The 21,364-nt window shown below is 69.7% G+C and carries 20 protein-coding genes; 2 read left to right on the forward strand and 18 right to left on the reverse strand.

The genetic code is table 11. The annotated features are described in order from the left end of the window. Positions 1-46: 46 nt before the first annotated feature. The gene (locus tag H1Q64_RS25085) at positions 47-856 is read right to left on the reverse strand and encodes an SDR family NAD(P)-dependent oxidoreductase (protein WP_237906588.1); all 810 of its coding nucleotides are present in this window, start codon (positions 854-856) and stop codon (positions 47-49) included. A gap of 121 nt (positions 857-977) precedes the next feature. Here H1Q64_RS25085 and H1Q64_RS25090 point away from each other — a divergent pair, with 121 nt between their 5' ends. Continuing rightward, positions 978-1,934 (forward strand): GlxA family transcriptional regulator, encoded by a 957-nt coding sequence (locus tag H1Q64_RS25090; protein ID WP_237906589.1) that lies wholly within the window; start codon positions 978-980, stop codon positions 1,932-1,934. 87 nt (positions 1,935-2,021) lie between these two features. Here H1Q64_RS25090 and H1Q64_RS25095 read toward each other — a convergent pair whose 3' ends face one another. The 17 genes from H1Q64_RS25095 to H1Q64_RS25175 form a co-directional block, all read right to left on the reverse strand. Beyond that, positions 2,022-3,686 carry an AMP-binding protein gene (locus H1Q64_RS25095; protein WP_237906590.1) on the reverse strand — a complete coding sequence of 555 codons (1,665 nt, stop codon included), beginning with the start codon at positions 3,684-3,686 and terminating at the stop codon, positions 2,022-2,024. Between the two features lie 14 nt (positions 3,687-3,700). Continuing rightward, positions 3,701-4,774 carry an SDR family oxidoreductase gene (locus H1Q64_RS25100; RefSeq protein WP_237906591.1) on the reverse strand — a complete coding sequence of 358 codons (1,074 nt, stop codon included), beginning with the start codon at positions 4,772-4,774 and terminating at the stop codon, positions 3,701-3,703. Positions 4,775-4,800: 26 nt separating this feature from the next. Beyond that, positions 4,801-5,535, reverse strand: coding sequence for an ABC transporter ATP-binding protein (locus tag H1Q64_RS25105; RefSeq protein WP_237906592.1), 735 nt, complete (start codon positions 5,533-5,535; stop codon positions 4,801-4,803). Beyond that, positions 5,532-7,235: an ABC transporter permease subunit gene (locus tag H1Q64_RS25110; protein ID WP_237906593.1), complete on the reverse strand. Its 1,704-nt coding sequence runs from the start codon at positions 7,233-7,235 to the stop codon at positions 5,532-5,534. The genes H1Q64_RS25105 and H1Q64_RS25110 overlap by 4 nt, the downstream gene beginning before the upstream one ends. A 16-nt stretch (positions 7,236-7,251) precedes the next feature. Further along, positions 7,252-8,115 (reverse strand): branched-chain amino acid ABC transporter permease, encoded by an 864-nt coding sequence (locus H1Q64_RS25115; RefSeq protein WP_237906594.1) that lies wholly within the window; start codon positions 8,113-8,115, stop codon positions 7,252-7,254. Positions 8,116-8,326: 211 nt separating this feature from the next. Further along, positions 8,327-9,472 carry an ABC transporter substrate-binding protein gene (locus H1Q64_RS25120; protein WP_237906595.1) on the reverse strand — a complete coding sequence of 382 codons (1,146 nt, stop codon included), beginning with the start codon at positions 9,470-9,472 and terminating at the stop codon, positions 8,327-8,329. A 75-nt stretch (positions 9,473-9,547) separates the two neighbouring features. After that, entirely contained in the window at positions 9,548-10,294 is a 747-nt protein-coding gene (locus H1Q64_RS25125) for an enoyl-CoA hydratase/isomerase family protein (RefSeq protein ID WP_237906596.1), read from the reverse strand. Next, entirely contained in the window at positions 10,291-10,692 is a 402-nt protein-coding gene (locus H1Q64_RS25130) for a MaoC family dehydratase (protein ID WP_237906597.1), read from the reverse strand. Before H1Q64_RS25130 ends, H1Q64_RS25125 begins: the two co-directional genes overlap by 4 nt. Before the next feature lie 2 nt (positions 10,693-10,694). After that, positions 10,695-11,078, reverse strand: coding sequence for a MaoC family dehydratase (locus tag H1Q64_RS25135; RefSeq protein ID WP_014198889.1), 384 nt, complete (start codon positions 11,076-11,078; stop codon positions 10,695-10,697). Between the two features lie 26 nt (positions 11,079-11,104). Next, positions 11,105-11,512: a Zn-ribbon domain-containing OB-fold protein gene (locus H1Q64_RS25140; protein ID WP_237906598.1), complete on the reverse strand. Its 408-nt coding sequence runs from the start codon at positions 11,510-11,512 to the stop codon at positions 11,105-11,107. A gap of 35 nt (positions 11,513-11,547) precedes the next feature. Then, positions 11,548-12,633, reverse strand: a complete 1,086-nt coding sequence (locus tag H1Q64_RS25145) for a thiolase family protein (RefSeq protein WP_237907193.1) — start codon at positions 12,631-12,633, stop codon at positions 11,548-11,550. A 59-nt stretch (positions 12,634-12,692) separates the two neighbouring features. Beyond that, positions 12,693-13,541: an IclR family transcriptional regulator gene (locus tag H1Q64_RS25150; protein WP_237906599.1), complete on the reverse strand. Its 849-nt coding sequence runs from the start codon at positions 13,539-13,541 to the stop codon at positions 12,693-12,695. Positions 13,542-13,771: 230 nt separating this feature from the next. Next, positions 13,772-14,938, reverse strand: a complete 1,167-nt coding sequence (locus H1Q64_RS25155; protein WP_237906600.1) for an iron-containing alcohol dehydrogenase — start codon at positions 14,936-14,938, stop codon at positions 13,772-13,774. A 136-nt stretch (positions 14,939-15,074) separates the two neighbouring features. Next, on the reverse strand, positions 15,075-15,809 hold the full coding sequence (locus H1Q64_RS25160; protein WP_237906601.1) for an ABC transporter ATP-binding protein: 735 nt from the start codon (positions 15,807-15,809) through the stop codon (positions 15,075-15,077). Then, complete coding sequence (locus H1Q64_RS25165) at positions 15,802-17,598, reverse strand: ABC transporter permease subunit (RefSeq protein WP_237906602.1); 1,797 nt, start codon at positions 17,596-17,598, stop codon at positions 15,802-15,804. Before H1Q64_RS25165 ends, H1Q64_RS25160 begins: the two co-directional genes overlap by 8 nt. A 9-nt stretch (positions 17,599-17,607) precedes the next feature. Further along, positions 17,608-18,492 carry a branched-chain amino acid ABC transporter permease gene (locus H1Q64_RS25170; protein WP_237906603.1) on the reverse strand — a complete coding sequence of 295 codons (885 nt, stop codon included), beginning with the start codon at positions 18,490-18,492 and terminating at the stop codon, positions 17,608-17,610. A 199-nt stretch (positions 18,493-18,691) separates the two neighbouring features. Continuing rightward, a complete protein-coding gene (locus H1Q64_RS25175; protein WP_237906604.1) occupies positions 18,692-19,903 on the reverse strand; it encodes an ABC transporter substrate-binding protein in 1,212 nt (403 codons plus the stop codon). 444 nt (positions 19,904-20,347) lie between these two features. On the opposite strand from H1Q64_RS25175, the gene H1Q64_RS25180 reads away from it, so the two are divergent. After that, entirely contained in the window at positions 20,348-21,364 is a 1,017-nt protein-coding gene (locus tag H1Q64_RS25180) for a thiamine pyrophosphate-dependent dehydrogenase E1 component subunit alpha (RefSeq protein ID WP_419468858.1), read from the forward strand.

Genomic DNA, 21,364 nt, shown 5'->3' on the forward strand with positions numbered 1-21,364 from the left:
GCGGGCGGCAGCAGCGAGCCGACCGCCCTCGGACGGCGGCAGGGGGTCAGGCGGAGAACGGCGCGACGCGGTAGCGCGCGGCGGGTTCGCTGCGGGACAGGTTGGGCAGCATCGCCTGACGGGCGGCCTCGTAGGCGTGCCACTGGGCGGCATCCGGAAGGGCCGGGATGGTCACCAGTTCGCCCGCGTCGAGCCCGGCCAGCGCCGCATCGACCATGGCGTCGGCGGGCATGACGATCTCGCCCGGCAGATGCTCCACCGGCGTGCCGGCGGTCCCCCAGAAATCGGTGGCCGTGGCGCCGGGAAGCACCGCCTGGATCCGCAGTCCCTTGGCGGCCAGCTCGTGGTGCAGCGATTGGGTCAGCGCCAGGACGAAGGCCTTGGCCCCGCCATAGACGCCGTTAAGGATTTCCGGCCCGATCGCGACGATGGAGGCGATGTTGACAATCGTGCCGCGTCCGCGCGCCACGAAGGCCGGCGCGGCCGCGTAGGTCAGCCGCATCAGCGCCGTCACGTCGAGGTCGATCATCCGCTCCATGGCATCGACGTCGGCCGAGAGCAGAGGGGCCGTCGCGCCGATTCCGGCGTTGTTGACCAGCGTGGTGATGCTGGCGTCGGTCGCCAGCACCGTCTCCACCGCGCGCCGGTCGGCCTTGTCGCCCAGGTCGGCGGCGACGACCTCGACGGAGCGGCCGGTGCGGTCGGCGATCTGCGCCGCGAGGCCGGCGAGCTTGCCACGGTTGCGGGCCACCAGGATCAGATCGTGGCCGCGGTCGGCCAGACGGTTGGCGTAGATTGCGCCGATGCCGGAGGACGCGCCGGTGACGAGCGCGGTGCCGAGAGGGGAAAGGCTCATGGGTCTGTGTCCTGTCTGCGGGCCGCGTCGTTGCCGCCCGGGGTGAGGACATGTTTAAAACACTTGGCGCTTGGCCTGAATGTCGTATATCCCTCCTTTTCAGCCGCGAGAGGATTCCGCTATGCGCATCGGCTTCGTCATCTACCCGGGCTTCCAGATGATGAGCCTGGCCGCGGGTTCGGTGTTCGAGTTCGCCAACATCTGTGCGGGCGAACAGATCTATGAACTGGTCACCGTCTCGGAGCATGGAGGGGCGGTGCGCAGTTCCACCGGAATGGCGGTGGACAGCGAGTCCTTCGCCGGACAGGACTTCGACACGGTGCTGGTGGGCGGCGGTGTGGAGGTGCCCCGGCCGAGTGACGGGCTGCGCGCCTGGATCTCCGGCCGCCTGCCCGCCGTGCGGCGCCTGGGCGCGATCTGCACCGGCGCGTTCGTGCTCGCCGAATCCGGTGTGCTGAACGGGCGGCGCGCCACCACCCACTGGCTTCTGGCGCGCGAGTTGGGGACGCGGTTTCCGGCCATCCAGGTGGAGGAGGACCGCATCTTCATCATCGATGGGCCGGTCTGGAGTTCCGCCGGCATGACCGCGGGCGTCGATCTGGCTCTGGCGATGGTGGAGAAGGATCTCGGCAACGATATTGCGAGGTCGGTCGCCCGCAAGCTGGTCATGTATCATCGCCGCGGCGGCGGCCAGACCCAGCATTCGGAGCTGCTGGAGATGGCGGCGAAGTCCGACCGCATCGAGGCGGCGCTGACCTACGCGCGGCAGAACCTGAAGAATCCGCTGTCGGTGGAGGAGTTGGCGGGGGCCGCCGCCTTGAGCCCCCGTCAGTTCAGCCGCGCCTTCCGCGCCGAGACCGGGCAGTCCCCGGCCAAGGCGGTGGAGCAATTGCGGCTGGAAAGCGCGCGTCTGATGCTGGAGCAGACGCGGCACCCGGTCGAGGTCATCGCCCGCGAGAGCGGCTTTGCCGATCCGGAGCGCATGCGGCGCGCCTTTCTGCGCGCCTTCGGCCAGCCGCCCCAGGCGATGCGGCGGGCTGCAAGGCAGGACGTGCGATCCACCGAGGCACCCGCTTGACCGGCTGGGGCCCCACATCGGTGGATCGGTGCAGACCCCGCTTCCCGAAGCGCGCCAAGCCCATCACAAGACGGTGGCCTCGTCCTGCTAACCCGCCAGCCCGTTGACGACGGGGCCTTTGGCGACCGGAACTTTAGAGATAGGACCTGGCCCCGAGGTCACCGCCTCGCGGTCCCAGATTCCGTCGTTCGGCAACGCGCGCAGCTTGTGACGCTCCACTTCGCGCTTCGTCACGGAGCGGGGGAAGCTCTCCACGAAGGCGATGAAGCGGGGGATCTTGAAGGCGGCCATGCGGCCCTCGCACCACGCGGCGATGGCGGCCGGCTCCACGCCGCTGCCCGGTTCGCGGATGACGAAGGCCTTCACGTCCTCTTCCCCCTTCTCGGACGGCGTGCCGACCACCACGACCTCGCGCACACCCGGACACTGGCTGAGCACGCTTTCCACCTCATAGGCCGAGACGTTCTCGCCGCGGCGGCGCAGCCAATGGGCCTGACGGCCCGTGAAATGCAGATAGCCGTCCGCGTCCAGATGGCCGAGGTCCCCGGTGTGCAGCCACAAATTCGACAGGCATTCCAGCGTGCGTTCCGGCGCGTTGAAATAGCCCGACATGAAGATGTGCGGGTAACGGGGGCGCAGGGCGATCTGGCCGGTGACGCCCGGCGGCACCGGCTGGTCGTCCTCGTCCAGGATGGTCACCTCCGCCCAGCCGTGGGTCAGTCCGTTGGCGCGCGGCTTCGGCGAGTCCATCCGGTTGTTGACGATCAGCACGCCGCCGGTCTCGGTCAGCGAGTAGACGTTGACGAAGCCGACGCCGAACCGCTCCACGAAACGGTCGGCCACGGCGGGCGGGATCTGGCCCGTCACCCCCAGCGAGACGCGCACCCGGTGGTCCCGGTCGGCCGGGCTCTCCGGCTGTTCGGCCAGCACGGTGATCATGGTGCCGATGAGATCGACGATGGTCGCCCCGCTCTCCCGCGCCCGCGACCAGAAGTTGCTGCCGCTGAAACGGCGGTCGATCACCGCGGGGATGTCGGCGACCATCGGCCCCATCACGCCGAGCATCAGGCCGTCGACGTGGAACAGCGTCAGGATCGAGTAATGGACGTCGTCCGGCCGCGTCTCGAACGCCTCGACGTAGCGCATCCCCGCCGCGATCCAGGCGAAATGCGGCAGCAGGGCGCCCTTGGGCAGGCCGGTGGTGCCGCCGGTGTAGATGATGACCGCCGGATCGCCGCCGGACACCGCCACCACCGGCAGCGGATGCCCCGGCTCCAGTAGCTCGGCGAAGGGCGGGAAGCGACCGCCTCCCCTCTCCTCGCCGTCCTCCACCGTGTAGACGCGCATGCGGGGCAGCCGGTCCGCGACCGCCTCGACCCGCTCCGCCAGTTCCCCATCCACCACCAGGACGGTGGGCGTGGCGTTGGTCAGGGTGTGGACGAGATCCTCCCCCACCAGACCCGCGTTCAGCGGCACCCAGATTGCCCCCAGCTTGCCGGCGGCGACCCAGGTCAGCAGATGCTCCGGCGCGTTGCGCAGGAAGCAGGCGACCCGGTCGCCCCGGCGCACCCCCAGCCGGTGCAGGTTGGCGGCCACGCGGCTGGACTCCCCGTCCAGCTCCCGGTAGCTCATCGCCCGTCCGGCGACGGTCAGCCGGGGCGCGTCCCCGTGCTGCGCCGCGCGAGCGGCGACCAGCGCCGGCAGGGTTTCCCATTGCACCGGAACGCCGTGGATTTTGCGCGTGATGGTCATGCGGCGGGCCTCTCTCATTCCGGCAGGATGCGGCGCTTCTGGAGTTCCTGGAGGAGCTCGACGAACATCTCCTCGCTGTCCACGCAGTCGTGGAAGCCCAGCTTGCGGGCCTTGATCGTGCTCATGTGGTGCGGGTTGGGGCGCTGGCCGTAGCCGAACAGGAAGTCGGCGAACTGCCAGGACGGCACGACCTCGGTGTATTTGTAGGGCTTGAGACCGTGCTTCGCGACGACGCGGTCCCAGATCGGCTCGTTCTGCGGCATGATGCGGGCCAGCGAGAAGGGCTGCGCCGGCTCCAGCTCCATGCGGAACAGCTCCGCCACCTTGGGGAACACGTTCTCCCAGACATAGACGTCGCCGTTGGCGATGTTGAAGACCTGGTTGGCGCATTGCGGGCTGGTGCCGGCCCATTCGGCAGCCTTTGCGATCAGCCGGGCGTCGGTTGCCTCGCCGATGCGCGACGCGCCTCCGGGGAAGCGCAGCGGCAGGCCGTATTCGCGCGACACCGCGGCGAAGACGCCGATGGCGGTGATGATGTTCAGCGGGCTGCCGACCGCGAGGCCGCAGACGATCTGCGGGCGCAGCACGCTCCAGCTCCATTCCTTGCCCTGCTGCCGTTCGCTGATCCAGTCCTGCTGGTCGTAGTAGAAATTCGGGCGCATGTAGCGCTGGTCGCTCTCGCGCGCCGGCTGGCGGAAGGGGCCGAGATGGCCGCCATAGGCCTTGGTGCCCTGCAGCAGCGTGATATGACGCAGGTTGGGCGACACCGCCTCGACATTCTCCACCACGTTCTTCAGCATGGCGAGGTTGGTCTCGACATGATCCCATTCCGACCAGCCGCGCGTCACGTCGGGCTTCTCGTAGACGGCGGTGTAGCAAATGTTGGTGACGCCCTTGATCTCGCGCAGCTTGCGGCAATCGTCGGGGTCGCGCAGATCGACGGCGGCCCATTCGGCGGTGGTCTCGAAATCCGGGGTGCGGCGCGACACGCCGCAGACGTCCCACTCCGGGGAGGCTTCGAAATGCTCCAGCATCGGGCGGCCGACGGTCCCCAGCGCACCCACGATCAGCATCTTCTGACGGGCCATGATTTCGTCCTTCTGTGCGGAATTCTTCAGAAAAGGGTCATCAGGTATTGGCGGTCGCCCAGCGGCTCGGGCGGGCCCTCGTAAATCTTGCGGCCGGTGCGCAGCACGGTGACGCTCTGCGCGATGGGCAGGGCGTGGACGACGTTCTGCTCGACCATCAGCACGGCCATGCGCAGCGCCCGGTTGACCTCGGCGATGGCCTCCATGACGCGCTGGACGAGGTTGGGGGCGAGGCCGATCGACGGTTCGTCGAGGATCATCACGTCGGGCCGGTGCATCAGCGCCATGCCCATCGCCAGCATCTGCTGCTGCCCGCCCGACATGGTGCCGGCGATCTGGCCGGCGCGTTCGCGCAGGATCGGGAACAGGTCCATCACCGCGTCGCGGTTCGCCCGGATTTCCGCCGGGTCCTGCGCCGTATAGGCGCCAAGCTCCAAATTCTCGCGCACGGTCAGGCTGCGGAAGATGCCGTGCCCCTGCGGGACCAGCGCGATCCCCGCCTTCACGTTGTCGGCGCAGCGCCGCCGGGTGATGTCCTCCCCCCGGTAGCGGACGGTCCCGGCGGACGGCCGCAGCAACCCGAAGACGGAGCGCACCAGCGTCGTCTTGCCGGCCCCGTTGTGGCCCAGCAGCACGCGAATTTCGCCGGCCCGCACGGTCAGGTCCACCTCGTGGACCACCGCCCGCTTGCCATAGCCGGCGCTGAGGCCGCGCACCTCCAGGATGGGTTCGGCGATCGGCATGGTGTGAATCTCGGTCATCCGAAATACCTCTCGGCCAGTTCGCGGTCGCGCATCAGCGTGTCCGGCGGTCCCTTGGTCAGCACGCGGCCCTCGTCGATGAAGACGATCTCGTCGCAGACGCCGCGGATGACCTCCAGATTGTGCTCGATGATGCAGACGGCCTTGTTGGCGCGGGCGAGGTCGCGGATCACCCCGCAGATGCGCTCCACCGTCACGGTGTCGAGACCGGACAGCGGCTCGTCGAGCAGCAGCACGTCGGCCCCGGTCGCCAACAGCCGGGCGATGACCAGCAGCTTCTCCTCGGCGTAGGACAGGTTGGCGGCGGTCTCGTCGGCCTTGGCGAGCAGTCCGACGAAGGAGGCGATCTCCAGCGCGCGGGCGACGTTCTCGCGGTCGGCCCGGCGGACGAGGCCGGGGCGGAAGTAGACGTCCAGCGGGCGGTCGCCCGGCTGCGCGGGCAGCGAGACCAGGATGTTCTCCACCACCGTCAGCTTGGTGAAGAGTTTCAGGTCCTGGAAGGAGCGGGCCAGCCCGGCGGCCACCACCTCGTGCGGCTTCAGCGTCGTCACGTCGCGGCCCCGGTATAGGATGGTGCCGCCGGTCGGGCGCAGGAAGCCGGACAGCAGGTTGAAGGCGGTCGTCTTGCCGGCGCCGTTAGGACCGATCAGCCCGACGATCTCGCCGCGCTTCAGGTCGATGGTCAGGTCCTTGACCGCCTGGATGCCGCCAAAATGCTTGGACAGCGAGGTCGCGGAGACCACCACCTCCCCCGGCGTGCCACCAGCGCGCTCCAGCGCGCCCATGAGTGGGCCGTTGGCGGGAACGCTGGACCGCGCGGCCCCGGTCGGGGTGCGGAACACCGTCTCGGGGAACAGCCCCTCCGGGCGCAGGCGCAGGATGACGATCAGCACGACGCCGTAGATCACCTGCCGCACCATGTCGGCGATGTCGCCCGGCACATGAACGAACTTCAGCCCCTCCGGCAGCAGCACCAGGATCGCCGCCCCGGCCAGCGAGCCCCACAAATTGCCCATGCCGCCCAGGATCACCATGGCGAGGATGAGGATGGTCTCCTCGATGGTGAAGGATTCCGGATTGACGAAGGCGATGTAGTGGGCGACCAGAGATCCTGCGACCGAGGCCAGCCCCGCCGACATCGCGAAGACCACCAGCTTCATCCGGACGAGGTTCTTGCCGACCGCCTGGGCCGCCGCCTCGTTCTCCCGCATGGCGCGCAGGGAGCGTCCGAAGGGTGAGGCGCCAAGCCTCCAGGCGACCGCGCAGCACAGCGCCGCCATCACCGCGGCCAGCGGCAGGAAGGTCACCGGGCTGGTCAGCGCCGTGCCGAACAGCGACACCGGGGGAATGCCGGCGATGCCGTCCGGCCCGCCGGTCACCGGCTTGCTGTTCATCAGCACGTCGATGGTGATGGCCTGCAGCGCCAGTGTGATGACGACCAGATAGTGGCTGCCCACCCGCATGGCGGGAAAGGCGACCAGCAGGCCGATGCCGGCGGTCACCACCACCCCGACCAGCAGGGTCAGGGGAAAACCGATGCCGAGCTTCGTCGCCAGTATGCCGGCGGCGTAGGCCCCGCTGGCATAGAAGGTGGCGTGCGCCAGGGCGAAGATGCCGCCGAAGCCGATCAGCAGGTTGAAGGAGGTCGCCAGGATGCCGTAGAGGCAGACCATGACGAGGATGTGGGCGAGATATTCCATGGCTGTGTCCCTCTCCTCACGCCCGGCGGACGATGCCGGAGGGGCGGGCGAGCAGGAACCCGAACAGCACCACGAAGACGATGGTGTTCTGCCACTCGGTGGGGATCTGCCACATGCCCAGACTCTGCACGAAGGCCAGCAGGAAAGCGGCGATGACCGCCCCGCGCAGCGATCCCACCCCGCCGACGATCACCGCGACGAAGGCGACGAACACCGCGCCGAAGCCCATGTTGGGGTTCAGCCCGTCGCGCAGCAGGACCAGCGCCCCGGCCACTGCCGACACCGCCGAGCCCAGCGCGAAGACCAGGATGGACAGCCGCGTGGTGTCGATGCCGATGACCGTGGCCATCTCGCGGTTGTCGGCCATGGCGCGGATGGCCTTGCCGTAGCGGCTGGCCCGCAGGAACAGCGCGATGCCGCAACCGACCAGCAGCGCCGCCGCCACCTGTCCCACCTGCACCGTGGTGAAGAAGGCGTTGCCGACGAAATGCACGTTGTAGGCGACGCTGTCCACCGTCTTGACGCCGGTGCCGAAGACGATGCCGATCAGGTTCTTCATGACGATGAACAGACCGAGCGAGGCGACCAGAACGACAAAGGGCGGGCTGCCGCTGATCTCGAACGGGCGGTAGATGAACAGGTAGCAGCCGACGCCGAGCGCCGCGGTGAAGGCGACGCCCACCAGCACCGCCGCCCAGAAGGGCAGCCCGACCAGCGCCGCCAGCGCCCAGATGGCGTAGGCGCCGACCGCATAGACCGGCCCGTAGGCGAAATGCACGACGCCGGTCGTCCCGAAGATCAACGCGAAACCCATCGCCAGCAGGGCGAAATGCGCGCCGTTGAACAGACCGTTCAGGGCCAGTTGGATGAGCAGATCCATGGAATGGCGCTCCTGTCTATGTCCCCCTCTCCCCTCCGGGGAGAGGGTTGGGGTGAGGGGGATGCGCGTGTCGGAGCGTCCGGCAAAAGCGCAACCCCCTCACCCTCCCCTCTCCCCGCTTTCGGCGGACCGAAGGTCCGCCTGTCGCGTCAGCGCAAACTTCGTTTGCGCGTGAGCGAAGGGGAGAGGGTCTACTGCATTGGAACCGCGATCATTCGCCTGAGGTGAACTTCACGAACTTCTGTTCGCCGTTCTCCAGGCGGAACACCGCCACCGGCTTCTGCGCCACGCCGTTCTTGCGGAAGGTCAGCGTCTTGCCGTAGACGCTGTCGAAGGTCGGATTCTCCCACAGCGCCTGCACCAGACGCTCGCCGCTGTAATAATCGCCGCCCTTGGCCTTCGCCCGCCGGATCAGCTCGGCGATGACGTAGACGCCCTCGTAATAGTTGGCGGCGTAGAAGTCCGGCATCTCGCCGAACTTCGCCTTGTAGGCGTCGGCGAAGCGCTTGGACCAGGGATTCTCGTCGGTGGCGGCGAAGTAGTCGGTGACGACCTCCACCCCCTCGGCGTGCTTGCCGGCGACCTTGGTGTCCTCGGCGGTCCATTCCATGCAGTAGACCGGCTGCTTCATGCCCAGTTCGCGCATGCGCTTCACCGCCAGCCCGGCCTGCGGCGTGGTCGGCCAGTTGGCGATGGCGTCGGGCTGGGAGGCGCGCAGCTTGGCGACCTGGGTGTCGATGTTGGCGGCGTCGGCCTGGAACTGCTCGGCGGCGACCATCTTCAGCCCCATGCCCTCCCACGCTTTGGTGGTGGCGGCGATGGTGGCGTCGCCGAACTCCGACTTGATGGCGATCTGGGCGAGCTTCTTGGCCCCCTGCTCCGCCGCGCGATGGGCGATGCCGGCAGCCAGATCCGACGCCATGGAGCGGATGTTGAACATGTAGGGAGAGGTGCCGACCGTCTGGGCGCTGACCCCGCCGCCGTTGATCATCATCACCTTCTTCTGGTCGCCGATGGGCATGGTGGCCAGCGTCACCGTGGAGAAGGAGGGCAGCACCGCCTTCACCCCCTCGACGTCGATCAGCCGGTTCATGCCGGCGACCGCGGCCTGGGCGCTGCCGCTCTTGTGGTCCTCGATGACCAGCTGCAGCTTGACGCCGTCGATGCCCCCCTGGGCGTTGATCTCGTCCACCGCGAGCTGCGCCCCGGCGCTCATCACCTTGCCGTAATGGGGCGAGGCGCCGGTCATCGCGAAGATGCCGCCGATCTTGTAGACCGCCGGATCGGCGGCCAGGGCGGCGCCGCCGGTGAGCGCGCTGGTCAGCACGAGCGCGGCGAACAGGGTGCGTTTCGACATCGTTCCCTCCCAGGAATCCGTTGTTCGGGGGTGACGCGGTCCCGTTGGCGGGACTCGTTGCCGTTTCGAAAGAAATCAGCGGGCAAAAGACAGCCCGGACAGCAGCCGCCGGACGGACGGCGCCGCGTGGTTCTCGGCCAGCAGCGGGGCCAGCCGCGCGGTCTTCTCCGCCATCGACGGGCGGTTCTCCATCCGCAGGATGCGCCGGCCCGCCGCCAGGGCGTCCAGCCGGTCGCGGTAGTAGGCGATGCGCGCCTCCGCCGTCTCGGCGAAGCCGTCGGCGGGCAGGATCTCCGTCAGGAAGCCGAAGCCGTAGGCCTGCGCCGCGTCCATCATTCGGCCCCCCGCCAGGATCTGGAAGGCCAGCGCCGCCGGCAGCCGTTCCGTCAGGGCGGCGTGGACGAAGGCCGGGTAGAGGCCGAAGCGCATCTCGGGAAAGCCGAACTGCACATCGTCGGCCCCCAGCACGAGGTCGCTGAGGCACGCCACGATGCAGCCGGCCCCCAGCGTCCGGCCGTGGATCACGCTGATCACCGGAACCGCCGAGCCGTGCAGCGCCTGCATCGCCGCCCGCAGCGCCTCCTCCTGGGCGGCGAAGGTCTCGGCACCGCGGCTCATCTCGGCCACATCGCCACCGGCGCAGAAGCCGCGCGGCCCGGCGCCATCGATCGCCACCAGCGCTATTCCGGCGGCGGGAGCGCCGTCCACGGCCTCGGCCAGCGCCCGCAGGGTCGCGGTGTCGAGCGCGTTGATCTTCGCGGGGCGGTTCAGGGTGATGCGCCGCAGGTCGCCGTCGTCGCGGACGAGAAGCGTGCCGGTCATGACGCCGCCCTCCCCGCCCCGTGCAGCATGCGTCCGGCGATCACCGTTTCCCCATGCTGGTTGTCGATCCAGACGTCGTAGCCGTCGCCGTCGGCGCGGCGCTGGCCGCCCGCGGTCACCACGTCGTCCTCGCGCACCGGGCGCAGGAAGCGGATGTCGAGCGTCGCGTCGGACACCGCCGCCTCGCCCAGGCTGCGGCGGACCGCCTGCCAGAGCAGGTTCACCGACAGCAGGCCGTGGGCGATGATGCCCTTCATCGGCGTCGTCGCCGCGAAGTCGGGATCGACGTGGATCGGGTTGAAATCGTCGGTCAGCTCGGCGTAGAGCCGGATCGCCGCGCGGTCGATCCGCTTGGTGACCGGGGTCAGGCGGTCGATGGTGGTCGTCCCGTCCGCCATGGTCAGGCCGCCCACAGGATGGTCATGCGGCCGCGGAAACAGGGGGTCCCGTCTTCCCCTACGGTCTCGGTGTCGAAATGGACCCAGCGGCGGTCGCGCTTCAGCTCCTTTCCGGCGCAGGCGATGCGGGTGGTCAAGCGCTCCCCGACCGCCGGGCGGCGCAGCATCTCGTAACGCTGGGAGCCGTGGATGTTCCCCGGCGGGCGCGGCACGACGAGGCTGGAATAGGCCCGCATGGTCGCCACCGCGATCATCCCGGCGGGCATCCGCCCGTCCGGCGGGTCGTCGGGGTAGAGGCTGGTCCAGCGCTCCATCAGCGCGTCGGACAGGTGAAGCTCCTCGGCGCCGAAGGCGGCGCCCTCCCGGAGCGTGTCGAACAGATGCATGGATGGTCCCTCCCGAAGGGTTGGGTTCACTCCACCAGGGGCCGGACCTGCGGCAGCGCGCCGCCGCCGGCCAGCGGCTCGAACAGGACGCGGACGCGCAAGCCGATGCGGGCGTCCGACGGCGGTCCACCGCGCAGATTGACCATCAGGCGGAAGCCCTCGTCGAAGTCGACCAGCGCCAGGACGTAGGGCGTGTCCGCCTTGAAGGCCGCGGTCGGCGCCCGGTGGACGATGGTGAAGCTGTGGATGGTGCCGAGCCCGGCGGACCGCTCCGTCCCCGGCCCTGCGGCCCGGCACGCGGTGCAGAAGGGCCGCGGCGGAAACTGGACGTGGCCGCAGGCGGCGCAGCGCTGAAAGGTCAGCGCCCCCTCCGCGCAGGCGTCCCAGAAGGTGCGGGTGTCGGCGGTGACCAGCGGAACGGGCTTTGCGGCCATTGGATCTTTGGCTGATGGATCGGTCGCGGTCATCGTCAGGCCCTCCCCAGGATCAGCGAGCAGTGGGCGGACAGGATGCCGCCGTCGCCATGGACGAAGGCGGTTTCCGCCCCCGCCACCTGCCGGGCCTCGGCCTCGCCGCGCAATTGCCGCACCGCCTCGACGATGTGGAACATGCCGCCCGCCGCCCCCGAATGGCCGTAGGACAGCAGCCCGCCGTGGGTGTTGCAGGGCAGGACCCCGTCCAGCTCCAGAGCGCCGTCGAGGATCGCCGGACCGGCCTCCCCCTTCGGGAAGAAGCCGATGGATTCCAGCTCGGCCAGCAGGGTGATGGTGAAGCTGTCGTAGATCTCGGCCACGTCGATGTCCGCCGGGGTCAGCCCGGCCATGGCGAAGGCCTGCGCCGCCGACTGCCGGCAACCGAAATCGGTCAGCGAGGGCATGGCGAAGGCGTGCTCGTGCGTGTTCATCTGGCCGTAGCCGAGGATCGACACCGCGCGGTCCGTATGATCGGCCGCCGCGTCGGCGGCGCTGATCACCAGGGCGGCGCCACCGTCCGAGACGAGGCAGCAGTCGTACAGCCGCAGCGGGTCGGCGATCATGCGGGCGGACAGCGCCTGCTCCATGGTCAGCGGGTCGCGGGCCTGGGCCTTGGGGTGGCGGCGCGCGTGACCGCGCTGGGTAACGGAGATGGCGGCGAGATGCTCCGCCGTGACGCCGCGCTCGAACATGCAGCGCCGGGCGACCAGCGCGTAGGCCGCGGGGATCGACATGCCGTAGGGGCGCTCGAACTGCGGGTGGCCGACCTCGGCCAGCGCGGCGACGGCGCCGCTGCGCCCCAGCCCGGTCAGGCGGTTGTCGGCGCAGACGGCCAGGACGTTGCGGCAGATGCCCGCCCGCACCAGCGCCGCCGCCTGCATCACCAGCGCGCAGGCGGTCGCCCCGCCGGCCTGGACGGCGGCGCTGTAGGACGGCGCGATGCCGAAATACTCGTTGAAGACCGACGACAGCATCAGATGCGGCTCGGCCAGCGAATAGGCGCAGAGCACGCCGTCCACCTCGTCCGCCCGCAGGCCGGCGTCGGCCAGCGCCGCGGACGCCGCTTCGGCGTGGAGCGCCATGCAACCGCTACCGTCCAGCCGTCCGACGGCGGTGTCGGCAGCTCCGGAGATCACCGGGGTCAGCGCGTGGTCTCCCGTGGGGAAAGGGGGGCGGCGGCCCGGCCCGGTCCGGCGAGCAGCCGCCCGATGCGCCGCGTGGTGTCGCGCAGGTCGCCGGCCATGGCCGCGGCCCGCTCGTCGGAGAACTGAGCGGTCAGCCCGACCGCCGACAGGGCCAGGAAGGGCCGGCCCTCGGCGTCGAGGATCGGGCTGGACACCGTCGTCACGCCGCGCGTGAAGCCGTCGCGGTCCACCGCGTAGCCGGCGGCCCGCGCCTCCTCCACCTCGGCCAGGAATTGCTCGAAGGGCGGCGGGTTGTCCTGGCGGACGGCGGCGTATTGCCGCCGCATCTCCTCCACCGGCAGGCCGGCGTGTGCCGCCATGCAGCGGCCGAGCGCGCCGACCAGCAGCGGCAGCCGGTGGCCGATCCGCATGTGAATCTGGATGGCCGAACTGGACACCGCCTGATCCACCAGCATGACGCGGTGGTCGCTGACCCGCAGCCACGCCGTCATCGGCGTCTGCCACGCGGCGGCCAGCCGTTCCAGCTCCGGATGGAGCAGCCGGGTGTAGCCGACCTGATCGAGCGCGCTGCCCGCCAGCTCCAGCAGCCCGGCGCCCAGCCGGTAGGCCTTGCCGACCTCCTCGAACTGGACCACTCGCTCGGCGGCCAGGGTCTTCAGGATGTTGAAGCAGGTGCTCGGGTTGAGGCCGAGCGCGCGGGCGACCTGGGCGCTCGACACCGCCCCGTCCTGCGCCGCCAGATAACGCAGGATCGCGAAGGCGCTGACCACCGCGCCGACCGGCTTGCCGGCGTTGAACGCCGTTGAAAGGGTGAAGGACTCCCGGTCCTGGTCGTCGGTGAGCATGGCGCGCTCTCCGTTCTCTATTGAGAATTTTATTTTCTATAAAGATTATGAGTGCGCAGATATTGTTGGTCAAACGAATTATCTGCCCTTGGCATTGTTTGAAATGCATACCCCCATAGTCATTTTGCACGGCTGCTCCCCTCCGCATCCCGAACGCAAAACGGTCCCGCCGGGAGGGGCGGGGCCGTTCGGGCTGCAGAGTGGCGGCGCAGAGTGGTGGCGCCTGCGGATCACCAGGCCAGTTCGAGGATCTCCCGGACATCGTCCTCCTTGGTGACCGGGCGCGGGTTGCTGCGGACCATCATGTTCTGCATGGCCCCGGCGGCGATGGCCGCGAAATGGTCGCGCGTCACGCCGACCGCCCGCAGGCTGTCGGGCTGTCCCAGGGCGCGCACCAGATCGGCGACCGCCGCCGCCGCGTCGCCGTCCTGCCGCCCCAGAGCCTGCGCCACCAGCCGTTGGCGGTCGGCGTTCACCGGGTGGTTCCAGCGCAGTACGCTGGGCAGCATGACGCAGGAGCAATGGCCGTGTGGCACGTTGGCGACGGCGCCGAGCTGATGGCCGATGCCGTGGCTGGCCCCCCACTCCACCCGACCCAGGCCGGTCGAGGCCAGCCAGACGCCGAGCTGGCTTTCCAGCCGCGCGTCGAGATCGTCCGGCCTCTCCCGGTTGGCGGGGAGGGAGCGCGCCAGCATCGCCAGCCCGTGCAGGCAGGTCGCGTCGGTGAAGGGCTGGGGCTTGCGCGAACAGACCGTCTCCACCGCGTGGTCGACGGCGCGGATGCCGGTGGACAGCCACAGCCGCTCCGGCGTGTGGACGGTCACGGCGGGGTCGAGGATGACCACCTGCCCGCCGATGTACCGCCCGGTGTAAAGGTCCTTGACCCGGCGGTCGGGGTCGGTGGCGCCGCCCAGGTTGGAGAATTCGGCACCCGACAGGGTGGTCGGCACGATGATCTGGCGCAGCGGCGGGTCCTTCACCGCCGGGACGATGCGGGTCCCGTCCTCGGCGACGCGGATGCGCACGGCGTCGAAGCCAGCGGTGTCGGTGATGCCCTCGGCCAGCGCGACCAGGGCGACCTTCACCGTGTCCATCGGCGTGCCGCCGCCGACCGTGACGATCAGGTCCGGCTCCAGCCGCCGCACCTCCTCGGCCAGCGCCAGGACGGAGGCGCGCGGCACATGCTCGACGCAGGAGTCGAAGACCCCGGCGCAACGCGCGCCCAGCGCGTCGCGGATGGCGGCGACGACGCCTGTGCCTCGGCTCAGCGTCCGGCTTGCCACGATCAGCGCGCGCTGTTTTCCCAGCTTGGCGACGGTTTCCGCCACCGCCTCCGCCGCCGGGCGGCCGTAGATGACGCGGTCCTGCGCCAGGAACTCATAGACACCCGACTGCATAGTGGTTCCCTCCCGTTCTTGTCTGGACACGCGTGCCCCCACCCCGGCCCTCCCCCGCTGACGCAGGGGAGGGGACCATTCTCCCTCCCCTGCGTCAGCGGGGGAGGGCCGGGGTGGGGGCAAGCGCAGCACCCACTCACCCGCCCAGATACGCCGCCGACAGCGCCGGATCGGCGGCCAGCTCCGCCGCCGGACCGCCGCGCACCACCTGCCCGCGCCGCAGCACGCAGCCGGAATGGGCGACGCGCAGGGCGATGGCCGCCACCTGCTCGCACAGCAGGATGGTGGTGCCGCGCTCGCGGCAGACGGACTCGATGAAGCCGAAGATCTGCTGCACGATCACCGGCGCCAGCCCGAGCGACGGCTCGTCGAGCAGCAGGTAGCGTGGCTCGTGGATCAGCGCCGCCGACAGGATCACCATCTGCTGCTGGCCGCCCGACAGCATGCCCGCCGGAGTCTGCCGCCGCGGCGCCAGCATCGGGAACTGCTCGTAGACGCGGTCGGCCACCGCGCGAAAGTTGCCGCCGCGGTTGCGGAAGTCCCAGGCGACCTTCAGATTCTCCTCCACCGTCATGCGGTGGAACAGCCGACGCCCCTCCAGCGCGTGCGACAGGCCGCGCCGCGCCCGCTCGTGCGGGGCCAGCCGCGTGATGTCGTCGCCGTCCAGCGTGATGCGCCCAGCCGTCGCCGGGACCAAGCCGGAAATCGCCTTCATCAGCGAGGATTTGCCGGCCCCATTGGCGCCCAGGATGGCGGTGATGGTCCCCGGCTCGGCCCGCAGCGTGACGCCGCGCACCGCCTCCACCGGTCCGTAGCGGACCTCCAGCCCGTGGATTTCGAGGCCCCTCGCAGGATTGATCTGGTCAGGCATGGATGGCCTCCCCCGGGTGGGTTTCGGTGCCGAGATAGGCGGCGACCACCGCCGGGTCACGGTACATGCCGGCCATGCCGCCCTGATAGATGACCCGCCCGCTGTCCAGAACGACCACGCGGTCGACCAGCTCGTTGAGGAAATCCATGTGGTGCTCGATCAGGATCACGCCGACACCCCGTTCCTTCAGATGGCGGACCAGCCCGCCCAGCCGTTGCAGTTCGACCTCCGACAGGCCCGCCGCCGGCTCGTCGAGCATGACGAGGCGCGGATCGGCGAGGATGACGCGCGACAGCTCGGTCATCCGCTGGTCGCCGTAGGGCAGGTCGCGCACCGGCGTGTCGGCCAGATGCGACAGGCCGGCCATGGCCATGATGGCGTCGGCGCGGCCCAGCATCGCCGCGTCCTCGCGCAGGGCGCCCGGCAGGTTCAGCGCCGCCGCCAGCGGGTTCTGCCGGTAGAGGCGGTGCCCGCCGAGCAGCACGTTCTCGCGCACCGTGAAGGCGGGGACGAGCCGCGGGTCCTGGAAGGTGCGCAGCGCGCCCCGCCGGGCCACCGCGTGGTCGGGCAGGCCGGTGATGGCGGCGCCGTCGAAGGTCACTCGACCGTCGCCCGGCCGGTAGATGCCGCTGATGATGTTGACCAGCGTGCTCTTGCCCGAGCCGTTCGGCCCGACGAGGCCGAGAATCTCCCCCGCCCCCACGGTGACCGATGCGTTGTCGAGCGCCCGCAGCCCGAGGAAGCTGATGGAAACCCCTTCCGCGCTCAGCAGCGGCCCGCTCGCCGATGGTTTCGGTGCAGCGGGCGGCGGGGTGGGCAGCGGCGCCACGTCCTTGGCGAAGCGCGGGCGCGGCAGCAGCAGGCCGGCCAGACCGCGCGGCAGCAGGACGAAGGACAGCAGCAGGATCAGGCCGTAGACCATGAACTGGTACTCGGCGAAGATCTGGAGCTTCTCCGGCAGATAGGTGAAGACGACTGCGCCCAGCACCGGCCCGGCCAGCGTGCCCAGCCCGCCGACCACCGCCATCACCAGCACCTCCACCGAGCGGTGCAGGCCGAAGGTCTCCGGCCCGAGATAGCCGACGAGATGGGCGTAGAAGCCCCCCGCCAGACCGGCCAGCGCGGCGCTGAGCATGTAGGCGTTGCGCTTGGTGCGGGCGCGCGGCACGCCGATGCTGCCGGCGGCGACCTCGCTGACATGGATGGCGAAGAAGGCACGGCCGAAGGGGCTGGTGACGAAGTTCCGCAGCAGCCACACCACCCCCGCGACCACCGCCAGCATGATCTGGAAGTAGGCGGTCGGGCCGATGGACCAGCCGAGCAGGGTCAGCGTCCGCAGGCCGGGCGACGGCACGCCGCTCAGCCCCATCATGCCGCCGGTGACCGAGGTCCACTCGCGCACCACCTCGTAGAAGATCATGCCGAAGCCGAGCGTCATCATGGCGAGGTAGAACTCGCGCACCCGCCCGGCGGCGAAGGACAGCAGCCAGCCGCTCAACGCCCCCATCGCCGCGCCGGCCAGCAGGGTCAGCGGCAGCGGAAGCCCGAAGTTCTTCATCAGCAAGGCGGAGCCGTAGGCGCCGATGCCGAGGAATCCGGCGTGGCCCAGCGAGATCTGACCGGCGACGCCGGTCAGCAGGTTGATACTCTGGGCCAGCAGGACGTTGACGAGGAGGAAGGACCAGATCTGCACGGTGGAGCCGCTGACGAACTCCGCCGCGACGCCCAGCGCCACCAGCAGGGCCGCGACCACCGGGGTCCGGGTGAGGAAGGAGAGGAGATTCCGCATCGCTGGCCCTTACACCTTCGTGAATTCCTTGCGGCCGAACAGGCCCTGCGGGCGGATGGCGAGGATCACCATCAGGATGGCGAAGGCCATGCCGTGTTCGGCGGCGGTGGAGACGTAGCCGCCGACCAGCTTCTCGATGACACCGAGCGCGATGCCGCCGACCAGGGCGCCCGCGGTGTTGCCCATGCCGCCGAAGACCGCGGCGACGAAGCCCAGCACCATCAGGTTGAAGCCGAAGCTGGGATCGACGGTGCCGGTGATCTGCGCCACCATCACCCCGGCGATGCCGGCCAGCACGCCGCTGGCGACGAAGGACAGCACGATCACCCGGCGCACCGGGATGCCGGCCAGCGCCGCCGCGTCGGCGTCGTGCGACACCGCCCGCACCGCGCGGCCCCAGGCGGAGCGGCGCAGGAACAGCTCCATTGCCACCATCAGGGTGAGCGACAGGCCAAGAACGGCGAGATACTGCGACGACACCTGGACCCCGGCGATGTCCACCGAATCCAGGCTGTCGAAGACCAGCGACGGGAAGGCGATGGCCTGCGACCCGAAGACGGTGGAGACGAAGCCCTGGAGGAAGATTCCGAGCCCCAGCGTGGAGACCACCCAGCCCATGCTGTCGCCGGATTTCAGCAGCGGGCGGATCGCGATCCGCTCCGCCACCACCATCAGCCCGCCGGCCAGCAGGATGCCCAGCGGCACGGCGAGGGCCGCGGGCATCCCGGCCGCCAGCATCGCCACCGTCGCGACCGAAGCGGTCATCAGCAGCGAGCCCTGGCCGAAATTCAGCGTCCGCGTGGTCCAGAAGGTCAGCGACAGCCCCATGGCGATGAGCGCGTAGACCGCGCCGACGCAGACGCCGGCGAAAACGAGTTGCAGCACGAAATGCATGGCGTCGTCCTTGTTGTCCTTTTCCCCCCGTCGCAGCACCCGCCTTTGAGTCCCCTCTCCCCTCTGGGGAGAGGGTTAGGGTGAGGGGGCCTCGCATCGCCTGCACTTTCCGTCCCCCGACATCCCCCTCACCCCGGCCCTCTCCCCAGAGGGGAGAGGAGGATCGCTCCGGAGACGAAAGGAGGAGAGGGGAAACCGATCAGTTCTTGACGATCGTCAGCCCGATCTTGTCGCCGGTCTTCACATACTCGAAGATCGCGACATCCTCCGGCGCGATGGCGTGGTGCTTGGTGGCGGAGAAGGAATAGGTGGCGTTCACCCCGCGCAGGCCCTGGATTCCCTCGATGGCCGTCGCAATGGCCTTGGGATCGGTGGAGTTGGCGCGCTTGATGCCCTCGAACAGCACGTCGGCGGCGTCGTAGGCGTTGCTGACCGACAGCGACATGAAGATCTGCGGGCGCTGCGGGTCGTTGCCCCACCAGCGGTCGGTGCCGTACTTGGCCTTGTAGGCGTCGGCGAAGCCCTGGGCCGCCGGATTCAACGTCTCCTCGCCGAACACGTAGACCATCGAACCGCGCGTGCCGGTCACCAGATCCCCGGCGGCCTCCTGGTAGGGGATCGACAGGGCGCCGTTGGAGGCGACCAGCGGCACGTTGAAATTCAGCCGCGCCATGGTGCGGCGGATCACCGCCAGATCGGCGCCCAGCCCGACGCAGACCACCACGTCGGCCCCGGCCCGCTGGAGGCGGGCGATCTGCGCCGTCACGTCCTGGGCACGCTGGTTGTAGGTTTCCGTCGCCACGACGGCACCGCCCGCCGCCTTCAGCTCCTTGGCGATCATGTCGGCGCCGGACACGCCGTAGGCCGTGCTCTCGTGGACCAGCCCCGGCTTCTTGAACTGCTTGGCGACGTAGCGGCCGAGCACCGTCGATTCGACGTCGTTCTGCAGCGCGAAGGAGAAGACGTTCGGGCGCGGCTTGCCGCCGTCCGGGTAGGTGACGGTCGGGGTCTGCGCCACCGGGTTCATGTAGGGGCGCCCGTCGGCGGCGGCCATCTCGATCACCGCCAGCGTCGGGCCGCTGCCCGCCGGGCCGATGATGGCGACCAGTTCCTTGTTGTCGAGCAGCCGGCGCATGTTCTGCACCGCGCGGTCGGGCACGAGTTGGTCGTCGAGCAGCATCGCCAGCTCGACCTTCTTCCCGTTGATGCCGCCCTTGGCGTTCCACTTCTCGATGGCGAGTTCGACGCCGCGCCGCCCGCCCTCGCCATACTCGTTGTAGGGGCCGGTCAGGGCCGAGGTCATGCCGATCTTGATGGTGTCCTGAGCGGCGGCGGACCCGGCGGACAGGGCGAGAGCCGAGGTCAGCGTGACGGCGGCCCCGAGCAAGCCGATGACGGAACGACGGTGCATGGCGCTTTTCCCTCCCTTGTGCGGCGGAGCGTGCTGCCTCGCCCTTTTTGAATGAACCATGAGTCATTTTTCATTGAGAATGTAACGCGCGCCAACTGTCAGCGCAACGGTGTATTTGAGGCTGCCCCCTTTCCCGCCCCGGAAGGGGGTGCCCGCGGAGGCGGGCGGGTGAGGGTTAGCACAAGGATCAAAGACCTTACTGGCGGCAACACCCTCACCCTTCCCGCGCTGGGCGCGGGCCCCTTCCCTCTCCCGGGGCGGGAGAGGGGCACCAGATGCCAGCGCCCCACCCAGCAGGAGGGAGCCGGAGCAGGGGCAAACAGACCGCTTGACTGAAATATGAATCATCATTCATTGTTTGATCGACCAACGGAGCATCGACTCCGCACCGCGCCTTCCCACACACACCGGCGGGGCGCGGAAGAAACGCGAAGGGAGGCATCCATGCCGTCATCCGCCGCTCAGGCAGATCCGATTCCGGCCAACTCAATCCCAACCGACCGGCGGCTGGCGCTTCACCGCACCATGCAGACGATCCGGGCGACCGAAACCACCCTGTCCCGGCTGTTCGCCGACGGCGAGATCCCCGGCTTCATCCATCTCAGCGTCGGGCAGGAGGCGGTGGCCGCCGGGGTCGTCGGCGCGCTGGGGCCACGGGACAGCTTCGCCACCACCCACCGCGGCCACGGCCATGTGCTGGCCCGCGGCGTGAAGCTGGACCTCTTCTTCAAGGAGATCATGGGGCGAGCCGGCGGTATCTGCGGCGGGCGCGGCGGCTCGATGCACGTCGCCGACCTGTCGCTCGGCGTGCTGGGGGCCAACGGCATCGTCGGGGCCGGGCTGCCGCTCGCCACCGGAAGCGCACTGGCCCACCAGACGCGGCGCACCGGCGGCGTGGCGGTCGCCTTCTTCGGCGACGGCGCCATGGCCGAGGGCGCCCTGCACGAATGCCTGAACATGGCGGCGCTGTGGAAGCTGCCGATGGTCTTCGTCTGCGAGAACAACGGCTGGTCGGAATTCTCGCCGACCTCCACCCAGTTCGCCGCGACTCTGGACAAGCTGGGTGCGGCCTTCGGCGTGCCGCACCGCCGGGTGGACGGCAACGACGTCGCCGCGGTGGCCGAGGCCGCCACGGAGGTGGTGGAGGCCGCCCGCGGCGGCGGTCCGCGCATCCTGGAATGCCTGACCACCCGTTGGCACGGCCATTTCGAGGGCGATCCGCAGCGCTACCGCAACGCCGACGAGATCGCCGGCCTGCCGCAGAACGACCCGCTGCGCCGCTCCGCCGAGGCGCTGCTCGCCGCCGGAGTCGAGGAATCGGCGCTCGCCGCCCTGGTCGACTCGGTGGACGCCGAGATCCGGGAGGCGCTGGAGGCCGCCCGCGCCGACGCCCTGCCCGACGTGGACGCCGCCTTCCGCGACGTCTACACGCCGACCGCCACCCTCACCGCCGGGGCCTGA

Source organism: Azospirillum brasilense (assembly GCF_022023855.1).
In the GTDB taxonomy this organism is placed as follows: domain Bacteria; phylum Pseudomonadota; class Alphaproteobacteria; order Azospirillales; family Azospirillaceae; genus Azospirillum; species Azospirillum brasilense_F.